General features: G+C 70.4%; 15 protein-coding genes. 11 read left to right on the top strand and 4 right to left on the bottom strand.

Annotated features, from left to right (window positions below; translation table 11 throughout):
* The first annotated feature begins 134 nt into the window (after positions 1-134).
* From H4Q84_RS13000 to H4Q84_RS12990, 3 genes are all read left to right on the top strand, one after another.
* Complete coding sequence (locus tag H4Q84_RS13000) at positions 135-1,001, top strand: alpha/beta hydrolase (RefSeq protein ID WP_248579524.1); 867 nt, start codon at positions 135-137, stop codon at positions 999-1,001.
* A gap of 221 nt (positions 1,002-1,222) precedes the next feature.
* Positions 1,223-1,480 (top strand): type II toxin-antitoxin system VapB family antitoxin, encoded by a 258-nt coding sequence (locus tag H4Q84_RS12995; RefSeq protein ID WP_248579523.1) that lies wholly within the window; start codon positions 1,223-1,225, stop codon positions 1,478-1,480.
* Positions 1,467-1,898 carry a type II toxin-antitoxin system VapC family toxin gene (locus H4Q84_RS12990; RefSeq protein WP_248579522.1) on the top strand — a complete coding sequence of 144 codons (432 nt, stop codon included), beginning with the start codon at positions 1,467-1,469 and terminating at the stop codon, positions 1,896-1,898. The genes H4Q84_RS12995 and H4Q84_RS12990 overlap by 14 nt, the downstream gene beginning before the upstream one ends.
* Before the next feature lie 21 nt (positions 1,899-1,919).
* Here the strand turns inward: H4Q84_RS12990 and H4Q84_RS12985 are convergent, their stop codons facing one another.
* Positions 1,920-2,369 (bottom strand): MarR family transcriptional regulator, encoded by a 450-nt coding sequence (locus tag H4Q84_RS12985; RefSeq protein WP_248579521.1) that lies wholly within the window; start codon positions 2,367-2,369, stop codon positions 1,920-1,922.
* Positions 2,370-2,426: 57 nt separating this feature from the next.
* On the opposite strand from H4Q84_RS12985, the gene H4Q84_RS12980 reads away from it, so the two are divergent.
* Positions 2,427-3,071, top strand: a complete 645-nt coding sequence (locus tag H4Q84_RS12980) for an NAD(P)H-dependent oxidoreductase (RefSeq protein ID WP_248579520.1) — start codon at positions 2,427-2,429, stop codon at positions 3,069-3,071.
* 68 nt (positions 3,072-3,139) lie between these two features.
* On the opposite strand, the gene H4Q84_RS12975 is transcribed toward H4Q84_RS12980, so the two are convergent.
* Complete coding sequence (locus H4Q84_RS12975; protein WP_248579519.1) at positions 3,140-5,143, bottom strand: PAS domain-containing sensor histidine kinase; 2,004 nt, start codon at positions 5,141-5,143, stop codon at positions 3,140-3,142.
* A 157-nt stretch (positions 5,144-5,300) separates the two neighbouring features.
* Between H4Q84_RS12975 and H4Q84_RS12970 the strand changes: the two genes are divergently transcribed.
* Positions 5,301-5,717: a VOC family protein gene (locus tag H4Q84_RS12970; protein ID WP_248579518.1), complete on the top strand. Its 417-nt coding sequence runs from the start codon at positions 5,301-5,303 to the stop codon at positions 5,715-5,717.
* Positions 5,714-5,869 (top strand): hypothetical protein, encoded by a 156-nt coding sequence (locus tag H4Q84_RS12965; RefSeq protein ID WP_248579517.1) that lies wholly within the window; start codon positions 5,714-5,716, stop codon positions 5,867-5,869. The genes H4Q84_RS12970 and H4Q84_RS12965 overlap by 4 nt, the downstream gene beginning before the upstream one ends.
* Positions 5,870-5,950: 81 nt before the next feature.
* Here the strand turns inward: H4Q84_RS12965 and H4Q84_RS12960 are convergent, their stop codons facing one another.
* Positions 5,951-6,652: an aspartate/glutamate racemase family protein gene (locus H4Q84_RS12960; RefSeq protein ID WP_248579516.1), complete on the bottom strand. Its 702-nt coding sequence runs from the start codon at positions 6,650-6,652 to the stop codon at positions 5,951-5,953.
* A 76-nt stretch (positions 6,653-6,728) separates the two neighbouring features.
* Here H4Q84_RS12960 and H4Q84_RS12955 point away from each other — a divergent pair, with 76 nt between their 5' ends.
* Together H4Q84_RS12955 and H4Q84_RS12950 are read left to right on the top strand one after the other, a co-directional pair.
* Positions 6,729-7,610: a LysR family transcriptional regulator gene (locus tag H4Q84_RS12955; RefSeq protein ID WP_248579515.1), complete on the top strand. Its 882-nt coding sequence runs from the start codon at positions 6,729-6,731 to the stop codon at positions 7,608-7,610.
* A 67-nt stretch (positions 7,611-7,677) separates the two neighbouring features.
* Complete coding sequence (locus H4Q84_RS12950; RefSeq protein ID WP_248579514.1) at positions 7,678-8,970, top strand: cytochrome P450; 1,293 nt, start codon at positions 7,678-7,680, stop codon at positions 8,968-8,970.
* 20 nt (positions 8,971-8,990) lie between these two features.
* Here H4Q84_RS12950 and H4Q84_RS12945 read toward each other — a convergent pair whose 3' ends face one another.
* Positions 8,991-9,968, bottom strand: a complete 978-nt coding sequence (locus H4Q84_RS12945; protein WP_248579513.1) for a winged helix-turn-helix domain-containing protein — start codon at positions 9,966-9,968, stop codon at positions 8,991-8,993.
* Positions 9,969-10,063: 95 nt separating this feature from the next.
* Between H4Q84_RS12945 and H4Q84_RS12940 the strand changes: the two genes are divergently transcribed.
* The 3 genes from H4Q84_RS12940 (at position 10,064) to H4Q84_RS12930 (ending at position 11,771) form a co-directional block, all read left to right on the top strand.
* Entirely contained in the window at positions 10,064-10,564 is a 501-nt protein-coding gene (locus H4Q84_RS12940) for a DUF4440 domain-containing protein (RefSeq protein WP_248579512.1), read from the top strand.
* A gap of 89 nt (positions 10,565-10,653) precedes the next feature.
* Positions 10,654-11,235, top strand: a complete 582-nt coding sequence (locus tag H4Q84_RS12935; protein ID WP_248579511.1) for a hypothetical protein — start codon at positions 10,654-10,656, stop codon at positions 11,233-11,235.
* Positions 11,232-11,771: a nitroreductase family protein gene (locus H4Q84_RS12930; protein ID WP_248579510.1), complete on the top strand. Its 540-nt coding sequence runs from the start codon at positions 11,232-11,234 to the stop codon at positions 11,769-11,771. The genes H4Q84_RS12935 and H4Q84_RS12930 overlap by 4 nt, the downstream gene beginning before the upstream one ends.
* Positions 11,772-11,851: the final 80 nt, after the last annotated feature.

Below are 11,851 nucleotides of genomic sequence, written 5' to 3'. Positions count from 1 at the left end.
AACGTGGAGGCGGTCTTCCACGGGGGTGAATGACCTCGTTGTCGGGGTAGTCCGGGGCAATCCGTACCTCGGCGACCGATCTGAAGTGCAATTTGCCCCGGACTACCCGGGCGGGAGCGTGGCACGATCGCCGAATGGCCCCCGCCTCGTCCTCCTTCCCGTCCGACGTCGACGGCATCGACATCGCGACGTACTCCTGGCCCGACACGAGTGACCAGCCGCGTGGCGTGGTCCAGATCGCGCACGGGCTGGCCGAGCACGGCGCCCGCTACGACCGGCTCGCGCAGGCGCTCAACGCCGCAGGGTTCGTGGTCGGCGCGACCGACCACCGCGGCCACGGAAGCACGGGCGGTGACCACCTCGGTGACTTCGGTGAGGCCGGGTTCGGCGGACTGATCGCCGACGTCGCCGAGTACGGCGTCCGGCTGGGCGCCGAGCACGCAGAGCTGCCGCTCTTCCTGGTCGCGCACTCGATGGGCTCGTTCGCCGCACAGTCGGTGCTGCTCGACCACTCCGCGCAGTACGCCGGCGTCGTACTCTCCGGATCGACCACCCTCGATGTGCTCGCCACGAACCTCTCCCAGTCGGAGGAGCCGGCCGGTCTCGAGGCGTTCAACGCGGGCTTCGAGCACCGCACGGGATACGAGTGGCTCTCCCGCGACACCGACGAGGTCGACGCCTACGTTGCCGACCCGTGGTGCGGCTTCGACCTGCCGGAGGCGACCGTGCCGTCCCTGTTCGACCAGGCCGCGCGGCTTGCCGACCCGCTGGAGCTGGCCCGCGTCCGCGACGACCTCCCCATGCTGATCACGTCCGGCTCCAACGACCCGCTCGCCGGCGGCGGCCAGCTCGTCGAGCTGCTCGGCCACCGCTACCGCGACGCCGGCCTGACCGACGTCACCGTCCGGCTGTACGACGACGCGCGGCACGAGATCTTCAACGAGACCAACCGTGACGAGGTCACCGCGGACGTCGTCGCCTGGTTGCACGGGCACTGCTGACGGCACCTCGACTTACCGCACTGTCGGCAGGTTCTCGGCCAGATAATCCTGCGGACTGTTCGGTAGCAGGCCACGGTCGGGCCGACCTCGCCGAGCTGGCCAGGGAGGTCTGGTCGTCCTCGGACACCGGAGCAGCTCGTCGAGGCGCTGCGCGAGGCCTGCACGTACGAGCCAAACCTCGCGCGCATCATGATGCGCGTGTCTGATGCTATGATTCGCGAGTGCGAACCACGGTGAACATCGACGAGCAGCTGCTGCGCCATGCGCGCGAGGTGGCCGTGCGCACCCGTCGTTCCCTGGGAGATGTGCTCGACGACGCCCTGCGTGTGCTGTTGGCGACGCCGGAGGGGGACGCGGTAGGCGATCTCGTGCTGCCGACCTATGGCGGCAGCGGGCTGCAGCCGGGGGTGGACCTCGAGGACAAGGACGCGCTGGCTCACCTTCTCGACCAGGACTCGTCCCCCCGTGCTGCTGGCTGACGTCAACGCGTTCATCTACGCCCACCGCCCGGAGAGTCCACGCGCCGACGAGCATCGTGAGTGGCTGGCTGAAGCCCTCCAGGGCCAAGAGCCGTTCGGTGTCAGTGAGCTGGTGCTGTCCGGGTTCATGAGAATCGTGACCAATTACCGCGTCTACAAGGAACCCACACCACCCGACGTAGCGCTCGCCTTCTGCAACGCGGTGCTCACGGCCCCCTCCGCGTTGGTGCTTCGCCCGGGCTCGCGGCACTGGGGCATCTTCAGCCAGCTGTGCACGACGGTCGGGGCACGAGGAAACCTGGTGCCCGATGCCTACCTGGCTGCCCTGGCGATCGAGCACGGCGCCTCGTGGGTCAGCACAGACCGCGGCTTCGCACGCTTCCCGGGGCTCCGCTGGCGGCTACCGCTGGACGACTGAGACTGACGCAGCACATCACGCTCAGTCGGCCAGATCCGCGACCCGGGACGCCACCCGCTCCAGGGTGCGCAGCTCCGCGGGGGTGAGGTGGTCGATGAAGCGGGTGCGCACGGAGTCAAGGTGCCGGGGCGCCGCCTCCTTCAGAGCCTCGAAACCGGCTTCCGTCAGGTGCAGGATGCAGCCGCGTGCGTCGTCGGCATCGGGCTCGCGTGCCACCAAGCCGCGCGTCTCCATCCGGGCCGTGTGGTGAGACAGCCGGCTCCGCGACCACTCCATCTTTGCGGCCAAGTCCTTGAGAGCCCACCTGCGCTTCGGCTTCTCCGACAACGTGCTGAGAACCTCGTAGTCCGGGGCCGACAGGCCGGAGTCGGCGGTCAGGTCGCGCGCGACCCGTGCCGGCAGCACCGTCATCAAGCGGCGGACGGCACGCCAGGTCCGCTCCTCGTCGTCGTTCAGCCACCGGGTCGTCATGAGAGAACTCTAGCAAGTTTGTTGACACGTCATCAATGATCTGCCAAAGTCAGTGACATGTCATTGAAATCGCGTACCCGAGTTCTTGTCATCGTTGCCAGCACCCGACCGGGCCGTCTCGCCCCGGCGATCGGTCAGTGGTTCGTGGAGGCGACCCGCGTCCACGGGGTCGAGGAAGGAGTCGAGTACGACGTGGCCGACCTGGCCGCGATCGGGTTGCCGTTCCTCGACGAGCCGGAGCACCCCTCCAGCGGTCGCTACGCCCACGCCCACACGCGCGCTTGGAGCCAACAGGTGGCCGCAGCGGACGCCGTCGTCATCGTCACCCCGGAATACAACTACGGCATGCCAGCGGTGCTGAAAAACGCCTTGGACTTCCTCTACCACGAGTGGGCCTGGAAGCCGGTCGCCTTTGTCAGCTACGGCAACACCTCCGCCGGCACCCGCAGCGTGCAGATGACCAAGCAGGTCGTGACGACGCTGAAGATGATGCCCATCGGCGCGACGGTCGCTCTCCGGATCGGGGAGCGAATCGAGGACGGGCAGGTCCGCAAGGATGCCGACCTCGATCGCTCGGCGCGATCGATGGTGTCCGAGCTGGTCGAGGTGGCGGGCGCGCTCCGCCCGATGCGCGCACCCGCGGTGGAACGGCCCGAGCCCGTGCAGCCCGAACCAGTTCTGGCCGGCGCCCGCGACGTCTGATGGGGGATCAGGCGCCTCCGGACGGCGCGACGACCAGAGTGGCTGCCAGGAAGGCCGTCTGCACGGGCTCAGCTGACTGCGGTCTCGCTGACGACGTAGTCGGGCCGCACATCGGTGTGCGGCAGGCTCACGCTGATCGTGGTGCCGCCGCCGGGCTGGGACTCGACGCCGACCACGCCACCGTGCCCGGCGACGATCGCGTGCACGATGCTCAGCCCGAGGCCGGAGCCGGGGATGGCCCGCTCGTTGGCCTCCTCTGCCCGGAAGAACCGGTTGAACAGCTGCGCCTGGTCGTCCTTTCCGACGCCGATGCCGGTGTCGGACACGGTGAGTACGGCGCGCCCGTTGTCAGCGGCCACGGTCACCGTGATCCGGCCCTCGCCGGGGGTGAACTTCACGGCGTTGCTGAGCAGGTTGACCAGCACGCGCTCCATGGCCGCGCGGTCGCCGTACACGGAGACGGGCGAGGCAGCGAGGTTCATGTCCACGGCGAGGGCGCGGCCTTGGAGCATCTCGTCGAGGATCCCGCTGGAGTCGTGCACGGTCTCGCGCAGGTCGAGCGGGGTGAACTCCAGCTCCAGATCCCCGGTCTCGGCGCGTTCGAGGACGAGCAGGTCGTTGACCATCGCCTCGAGACGGCCGGCGTTGTGCCGCACGCGCTCCAGGGCGCCGGCCTGCTCCTCGGTGAGTTGACCGAAGCTGCCGTCGCTGAGCAGCTCGGTGTAGCCGTGGATGCTGGTGATCGGCGTACGCAGCTCGTGGCTGACAGTTGAGACGAGGTCCTGCTTGACGCGGTTGACCTCCTGCAGGCGAACCACGGCCTCGTGCTCGCGGCGCAGCGCTGACTTCACGGCGTTCTCCTCGCGCAGGCGACTCGTGACGTCCTCACCGGCGGCGAGGTAGCCGAGGCCGCGCCCGCCGACGATGATCTCGGTGACGCTGAGCGAGACCATGTGCACGACGCCGTCGCGGCCCAGGAACTCCCAGTCGCGGCGCTTGCCGGTGCCGACCTGCGCGATGATCACCTGGGCGTAGTCGGGGTCGGTGCCGAGCTCCTCCGCCTGGCGGGCGACCTCGTCGGCGGCGTGGAACATCACCGGGCTGCGGCCGGTGACCTCGGCGCTCTCCCAGCCGAGGAGGCGCTGGGCGCCGGAGTTGAACTGGGTGACCCGGAACTCCGGGTCGAGCGCGACCAGGATCGTGTTGGTGGCCGAGTCAAGGATGCGGTCGACGGTGGCGGTCGCGCGGCCGGCACTCTCGGTCGTCTCGTGCAGCTGGTCGCGCTGCGTCTGCAACTCGGACTGCTGGCGTTCGAGGCGCTGCTCCAGCTCGTCTCGCGACACGGTGACGAGGCCGCGCAGGTTGAGCGGCTGGCCCTCGAAGCGCTCGATCACCGGGCGGAAGAAGATGACGAAGGCCAGCAACGGCACGGAGTACGCCGCGGCGAGCACGAGCTTGGCGAGCACGCCGTTGCGGATCAGGCCGAGGTAGTCGTCGGTCGGGGTCAGCGCCAGGGTCGGGAACAGCACGCCGTCCATCACGAGGATCGCGACGAACGCCGCGACGTACACGACCGGCATGGCCGTGGACGGCAGCCGGCGCTTGGCCAGCTCGAGGATCGCCAGCTGCACCAGGAGCAGCAGGACGATGAGAAGGCCGCCGAGCACCACGACCCGCAACGACACGTCGAAGACGCCCCTCGACGTGGCCGACGGGTTGAGCACGCCTTCGGTCTCGAGGGCGGTGCCGCTGATCTGGGAGGTGACGTAGATCAGGACGTTGACCGAGATGGTCAGCGCGATGATGTTGCGCACCACCTGCAGGTCGCGGCCCACGATGACCATGACGAGAGTGGAGAACACGAAGCCGCCCAACGCGACCTGTCCGGCGCTCAGGCGGAAGTCACCGAAGTCGAAGACGTAGACCGCGCCCAGCAGGGCGCCGAGCGCCGTGAGGCCGGCGATGTGGGCGTACATCAGCAGGTTCTGGTAGCTCGAGCGCCGCATCGCGAAGATCAGCGGGAGGGCGGAGTACAGCGCGACCGTGACGAGGAAGAGGGTCCACCCCTGCATGACCCCTCCGAGGATCCAACGAAAGCCGCGGTGGCGGCACCGACAACGGGACTGGGAGCAGGTGCGGTTCCGCCCGGGAGGCCATCTGCTCGTGACGCAGCCTGCCACGAAAATTGGGTACGTGAAGGTGCTTTCGGAGGACCCGTATCGTCTGGCCATGCGCGAGAACACCGGACTGCAGCTGGTCACCCTGCTGGTCCCCGAGTACGACGCGGCGATCGACCACTATGTCGGCGCCCTCGGCTTCGAGCTGGTCGAGGACACCGACCGTGGCGAGGGGCGCCGCTGGGTCGTCGTACGCCCCGCGGGTGGGGGTGCCGGACTGGTTCTCGCCCGCGCCAGCACACCCGAACAGGTCGCCGCGATCGGCAACCAGACCGGTGGCCGGGTCGGCTTCTTCTGGCACGTCGACGACTTCGCGGCCACCCACGCCCGGCTCGTCTCCGCCGGTGTGGAGCTCCTCGAGGAACCTCGCCACGAGTCGTACGGCTCGGTCGTGGTCTTCCGTGATGGCTTCGGGAATCGCTGGGACCTGATGGCCCCAGCCGCCGCGACTTCCTCGACCAGCAAGTGAGCGAGGGAGGGCCACATGCCGCACCTGAAGGCTTCGACTACGACGTACGCCGCGGCGGGGTGTTCATCACCCACCACGGCCGACAGGCCGGTGTGCTGCGCGGGCGCCGGGCCGCGGAGTTCCTCGACGAGGTCAACGACGACCCGCAGTGATGGCGCGCTGGACCGGCAACTACAAGCACGGCAACGAGCGGCAGGCCCGAGAGCACCCGCGCAACAGCGGCCGCTGACGCGTCAGGCGTAGGCGGGGGCCAGCGCGAACTCAGCCAGTGCCGTCGCGTGCGCCTCGGCGGAGTCGATGAGCGGCAGCGGGCTGTCCTCCGCAGAGACGAGGAGGCCGATCTCGGTGCAGGCCAGCACGACCGCCTGGGCGCCGCGCTCGGCGAGGCGCTCGATGACCTCGATGTACGCCGCGCGCGAGGAGTCCTCGATGCGGCCCTGGGTCAGCTCGTCGAAGACCACCCGGTCGACGAGATCGCGGTCGGCGGCATCGGGGGAGAGGGCGGTGATGCCGTGGCCGGCCAGCCGGTCGGCGTAGAACGTCTCCTCCATCACCCAGCGGGCGCCGAGGATGCCGAGGCGGTCCCAGCCGTGCGGGGCGGCGACCCCGGCCACCGCGTCGGCGATGTGGAGCAGTGGCACGCCGGCGCCGGCCTCGACCTGCGGGGCGACCTTGTGCATGAGGTTGGTACAGATCGCGACGACGTCGGCACCGCCCGCGACGCACGCCTTCGCCGCGTCGGTGAGCAGCGCGGCTGCGCGGTCCCAATCGCCGTCGAGCTGGCAGGCCCGGACCTCGGCGAAGTCGAGCGACTGCATCGCGATCCGCGCCGAGGCGTGGCCGCCGTGGTGGGCCGCCACCGCCTCGTTGATGATCCGGTAGTAGCTCGCGGTCGAGTGCCAGCTCATGCCGCCGATGAGTCCGATGGTCTGCATGGGTCCAGCATGGCTGCTGGAAACGATCCAAGGTAGACCTCTTCTCCTAGCCCGAGCTATAAGCGATACTTGGGGAATGGACCCGAGGCGCGTGCTCGTCTTCCGGGCCGTCGCACGCGCTGGCTCGCTGAGCGCCGCCGCCCGAGACCTGGGCTGGACCCAACCCGCCGTCAGTCAGCACCTCCAGCGACTGGAGCGCGAGGCCGGCCTCCCACTGCTGGTCCGCAGCACCCGCGGGGTGACCCTGACCGAGGCCGGACAGCTGCTGCTCGGCCGGGCTGACGCCGTCGCCGGCCAGCTGCACATGGCGACCGAGGAGATGGCCTCGCTCGCCCAGCTGCGCGGCGGGCGCGTCCGGCTGATCGCCTTCCCGTCTGCCGCCGCCACCCTCGTGCCGGCCGCCCTGAAGCTGCTCGCCCGCGACCACCCGGCCGTCGAGGTGGGCATGGTCGAGGCCGAGCCACCAGAGACCTGGCGCGCGGTCCGCGAGGGTGAGGCCGACCTCGGACTCGTCTTCGGGTACGACGGCCCGCCGCCGGACGACGGCGACCTGACGTGGATCCCGCTCCGTGTCGAGCCGGTCGACCTGGTGCTCCCGCCCGACCACCCGGCGGCCCGGCGCCGCGCCGTACGCCTCAGGGACCTGGCCAACGACACCTGGATCGGCGGCTGTCCGCGCTGCCGCCAGCACCTCGTGGCGCGCTGCCGGGAGGCCGGCTTCGAGCCGCGCCTGGCGCACGAGTCGGACGACTACGTCGCCGTCCAGGCGCTGGTCGCGGCTGGGCTCGGGGTCACGTTGCTGCCACGTTCGGCGCTCGAGGCGTTCCAGCACGCCGACGTCGTGGTCCGGAGCTCGGCGACGCTCGGCACCCGCCATGTCGGGCTCGCGCATCGCCCCGGCGCCGAGAACGTGCCCGCCACGAAGGCGCTCATCGACCGATTGAAGAGTGTCGGATGACACCCCCCGGAGGACTCTCAGGGCATACCCCGATGCGCGCGGGGCGTCGATGCGGTGGAATCTCCCCATGAGTCTCCGCTCCCGCATCACCGCACGCATCGGCCGACTGGTCCTCGGGCGCACCATGCGCAAAGGCCTCGACCTGCGTGCCCTGCGCCGGATGCCCGACCGGCTCACCTTCCCGTTCCGCCGCGACGGGTTCGACCCGGTCGCCCAGATCGGCGAGCTCCGCGAGCAGACTCCGGTCGCCCGGTTGGGCGACTTCTTCGGCCGTGGCGTCTGGCTCGTCACCGGGTACGACGACAGCCGGGGGCTGCTCGCCGACGGCACGTCGTTCTCCAACGACCTGGGGCAGTTCGTGTCGCAGGAGGGGCGCAGCGCCGAGGAGCAGATCGGCGGTCTCGGCATGACCGACCCGCCGTTGCACACCACGCTGCGGCGCTACCTCACGCCGGAGTTCACCAAGCGCAAGCTGGCCCGGCTGGAGCCCCTGATCGAGGGCATCGTGGCCGCGCAGCTCGACGTGATCGAGGCGCAGGGACCCGAGCTCGACCTGGTCAGCGACTTCGCCTTCCCGATCCCGTTCGAGGTGATCTGCGAGCTGCTCGGCCTGCCCGTCGAGGACCGCGAGCGCTTTGCCGGCCTCGGCGTCGCGCGCTTCGACCTCTCCCAGGGCGGTGTCGGGTCGTTCGGCGCCGCCGCCGCGTCACGCGAGTTCCTCATCGGCGCAGTCGCCCGCCAGCGCGACGAGCCCGGCCCCGGCCTGATCGGCGGACTGCTCACCGAGCACGGCGACGAGCTCGACGACGTCACGCTCGGCGGCATCGCCGACGGGGTGTTCCTCGGCGGCTACGAGACCTCCGCCAGCATGCTCGCCCTCGGCGCCTACCTCGTCTCGCGCACCCCGGCGGCCCGCGAGCTGCTGCTCGCCGACGACGAGTCGGCCGACCGCGTGGTCGAGGAGCTGCTGCGCCACCTCACCGTCGTACAGGTTGCGTTCCCGCGGTTCGCCCGCGTCGACGTACCCCTGCCCGACGGTCGCGTCATCGCCTCCGGCGACGTCGTCGGCTTCTCGCTGGTCGCCGCCAACCGCGACCCCAAGCTGGTCGACGACCCGGACACCTTCGACCCGACCCGCGCGCCCACGCGGCACATCGCCTTCGGCCACGGTCTGCACCGCTGCGTTGGCGCCGAGCTGGCCCGGATGGAGCTGCGCATCGCGTTGCGCGAGCTGGTCCGCAGGTTCCCCGACCTGCACCCGACCGCCGAGCTCGACGAGCTGGAGTTCCGCAAGCTCTCCGCCGTGTATGGCGTCGCCTCGCTGCCCGCGACGCTCGCGGGCGTGCACTCGTCGGTGTGACGCCGGGCTTCGCGCACGCGTCAGGTGACGGTGACCTCCGGGCCGCGGAGCAGTGTCTCGGCTCGCCGACTGCGTTGGTAGTCGACGACGTTGCCGCGGCGTACCCGCGTGACCAGTCCGCAGTCGTGAAGGATCTGGAGGTGGTAGGACACCGTCGCTGCGCTCAGCCGGTGCCGCTCGCTGAGGGACGCCGTGCACCGGGGAGTGACCAGGTCGTAGAGGAGACCGACTCGGGTCTCGCCGATCAGCTTGCCGAGCGACCGTCGTCGCACGGTCGGGGACGGATCGCCGATCGTCCGGACGGGGAAGCGCAGGACCGCCTGTCCCGGACGGCACAGCTGCGGTGACACCCGAGGGAGGTCCAACAACGCGGGCGAGACCACCAGCTCGGTGTTACGGAGCACGCCGGCCTCCTCCCACGGCGGCATCCAGACCTGCAGGCAGGCGCCGTCGTAGGTGACGTGCGGGTGCAGGGTGTCGAGCATCGCGGTCACGCCGGCTCGGCCCTGGAGCGTCGACAGTCGGGCGATGTCGGCTTCGACCAAGTGCCCGAACGCGCCCCACACGTCGCAGACCGCGTGCCGCCAGAGCGACTCGAGGCCGCGTGCGGCACGGCGTGCAAACGCCCCGTCCTCGACCGCGCGCACCACCGTTGCGGGCGCTGGCCCGTCGGCGAACGTCTCGGTCAGGACCTGGTGCCTGACCTCGTCGGCAGACGTGGCGGACACCTGCGCCAGCTGGGTCTCCAGGACGTCGGAGACGCCGGGCTTGGGTGTCAGGAAGTCGGGCAGGTAGCCACGTCTCCCGGCGTGCACGAGGGTGGCGAGCAGCCGTACGTCGTCGTCTCGCGTCAGCTGACCGGTGAGGCCGGCCCGGCCGACCAGGGAGTCGCGCCTGCCGGAGACGGCCAGGCGCAGCCAGGCCACGGTCTCCGCGGCGGGCGACGCGGACAACCGGACCCGCGAGGCCGTGCGCGCGTCGAGCTCGGCGACGATCACGGCTGCCCTTCGTCGAACCTCATCGAATCCCTCCGCCCGGCGGGCCGGCTGCACCTTCACTGATGATCCGGCAACACCCCGAGAAGGAGCACCGTATGTCCATCCCAACCCCGCTGTCGACGGTCCTGGCCACGGCTCTTGCCGCCACCCTGCTCACCGGAGTGTCCGCGCTCGGCGGCTCCGCCGTGGCCGTGGCCTCCCCTTCAGAACGTGGCGGTGACCGCGACCACCGGTGCGTCCGGCAGTTCGACAAGGCCGTCCAGACCTACGTCCGGGCCACCGACGACCGTGATGCCCGCGGCTTCAACGCGCTCCTCCACCGGGACGTGACCGCGGTGCTCCCTGGCGGCTACACGCTGATCGGGGCGAGTGAGGTGGCGGGCTTCATCGACGGCTTCTTCGCCCGTAACGACTGGACGCAGACCTTGAAGGTCCGGCACACCGCAGTCGCGGACTGTGAAACGGCCTCGGTCCTCTTCGACTCGGTCTACACCGACGGCGACGGAGCGGTGCCCCTCGCGATAGTTATCACCTGGACCTACGAGCACGAGCAATGGAAGGTCCTGGTCGACCAGAACACCGTCGCCGACGGCTGAAGGGCGACCTACCTTCGAGGAGCACCTGGTTTCGAGACCATCGCCGGCGTGACCTCCTCATCCAGCCGGTGATGCGGCACGCTGATCCCGTGACCCGTCCACAGCCGCCTGCCGACTTCGCGCCGCCGCGCTTCGCGGACCCACGCCGGATCGGGGCGCTGGTCGGATTGGCGGGCGCGGTCCTGTTCGTCTTCTCCTACTCGCCCGACCTCACCGGGAGGGTCCCGACGATCGCGCGCGTGCTTGTCGTGCTCCTGGTGATCGCCGCGCTGGTGCTGCTGTTCGCGTTCCCGCGGTGGCTGGGGCGGTTCCTCGTGCCGACCACCGTCGCGATGGTCGTGTACGTCGCGTGCGTGGTCGGCGAGCTATTGCTGATCCGCGTCGGCTCCATGACGCTGAGCGACAACGGCCACGACGAGGCACGCCCGGCCCTGGTCGCGGCCGTGGTCGGACTGCACTTCCTGCCGTTCGCCTGGGCGTTCCGCGAGCGGATGTTCTACTGGCTCGGCACCGCGCTGATGGCCCTTGGGCTGGCCGGACTGGGTGCCGAGCTGGCCGAGCTGGCCAGGTCGGCCTCGATGGCCGCCGTACTATCGGGGCTCGTGATGGCCGGCCTCGTCACGCTGTACGCCGCGGGGTTGTTCGCCCTCCCGAGCCGACGCGTCCGATGAGCGACCCGTTCGATCGTCTCCACCCGTTGTTGCGGCACCGGTGGAGCCCCAGGCTGTTCGACGCCGAGCAGGCCCTGGGGCCTGAAGACGTCGACGTCCTGCTGGAGGCGGCGCGCTGGGCGCCGTCAGCCGGCAACTCCCAGCCGTGGGCGTTCGTCGTCGCTCGTCGCGGTGACCCGGTCCATGCGCGGGTCCTGCCGCACCTGGCCGCGAGCTCTGGCCGCTGGGCGCCCTCGGCCGGCCTGCTCGTGCTCAACGTATGCCGACGGTTGGTCGATGACAGCGACCTGGAGTACTCCGAGTTCGCGGCCTACGACCTGGGGCAGGCCGTGGCCCACATGACCGTGCAGGCGCAGGCGGGCGGGCTGGCGGCACGGCAGTTCCGGGCTTTCGACAAGGCCGCGCTGACCGCCGAGTTCGCGATCGCCCCGGAGTGGGAGCTGATGTCGATGACCGCCTTCGGCCGGCCCGCAGCGCGGCCGGTGGCCGAGGAACGGGACCGGCGCAGTCTCTCCGACCTGCACTGGGGTAGGTGAGGGGCCTCAGGGCAGGGGGCCGCCGCTCGGCTGCCGGGCAGGCACTCCCGAAGCTGGGTACCCGCCGGTAGGTTGACCCG

This window comes from Nocardioides sp. InS609-2 (genome assembly GCF_023208195.1).
In the GTDB taxonomy this organism is placed as follows: domain Bacteria; phylum Actinomycetota; class Actinomycetes; order Propionibacteriales; family Nocardioidaceae; genus Nocardioides.
This window is presented reverse-complemented; position numbering and strand designations above follow the sequence as displayed.

Excerpts from the sequence above, each read along its gene's own strand:
- H4Q84_RS12960 (WP_248579516.1), bottom strand. The coding sequence starts at position 6,652 with ATGCAGACCATCGGACTCATCGGCGGCATGAGCTGGCACTCGACCGCG.
- H4Q84_RS12950 (WP_248579514.1), top strand. The coding sequence starts at position 7,678 with ATGAGTCTCCGCTCCCGCATCACCGCACGCATCGGCCGACTGGTCCTC.
- H4Q84_RS12985 (WP_248579521.1), bottom strand. The coding sequence starts at position 2,369 with ATGACGACCCGGTGGCTGAACGACGACGAGGAGCGGACCTGGCGTGCC.
- H4Q84_RS12940 (WP_248579512.1), top strand. The coding sequence starts at position 10,064 with ATGTCCATCCCAACCCCGCTGTCGACGGTCCTGGCCACGGCTCTTGCC.
- H4Q84_RS12980 (WP_248579520.1), top strand. The coding sequence starts at position 2,427 with ATGTCATTGAAATCGCGTACCCGAGTTCTTGTCATCGTTGCCAGCACC.
- H4Q84_RS12970 (WP_248579518.1), top strand. The coding sequence starts at position 5,301 with ATGCGCGAGAACACCGGACTGCAGCTGGTCACCCTGCTGGTCCCCGAG.
- H4Q84_RS13000 (WP_248579524.1), top strand. The coding sequence starts at position 135 with ATGGCCCCCGCCTCGTCCTCCTTCCCGTCCGACGTCGACGGCATCGAC.
- H4Q84_RS12930 (WP_248579510.1), top strand. The coding sequence starts at position 11,232 with ATGAGCGACCCGTTCGATCGTCTCCACCCGTTGTTGCGGCACCGGTGG.
- H4Q84_RS12975 (WP_248579519.1), bottom strand. The coding sequence starts at position 5,143 with ATGCAGGGGTGGACCCTCTTCCTCGTCACGGTCGCGCTGTACTCCGCC.
- H4Q84_RS12955 (WP_248579515.1), top strand. The coding sequence starts at position 6,729 with ATGGACCCGAGGCGCGTGCTCGTCTTCCGGGCCGTCGCACGCGCTGGC.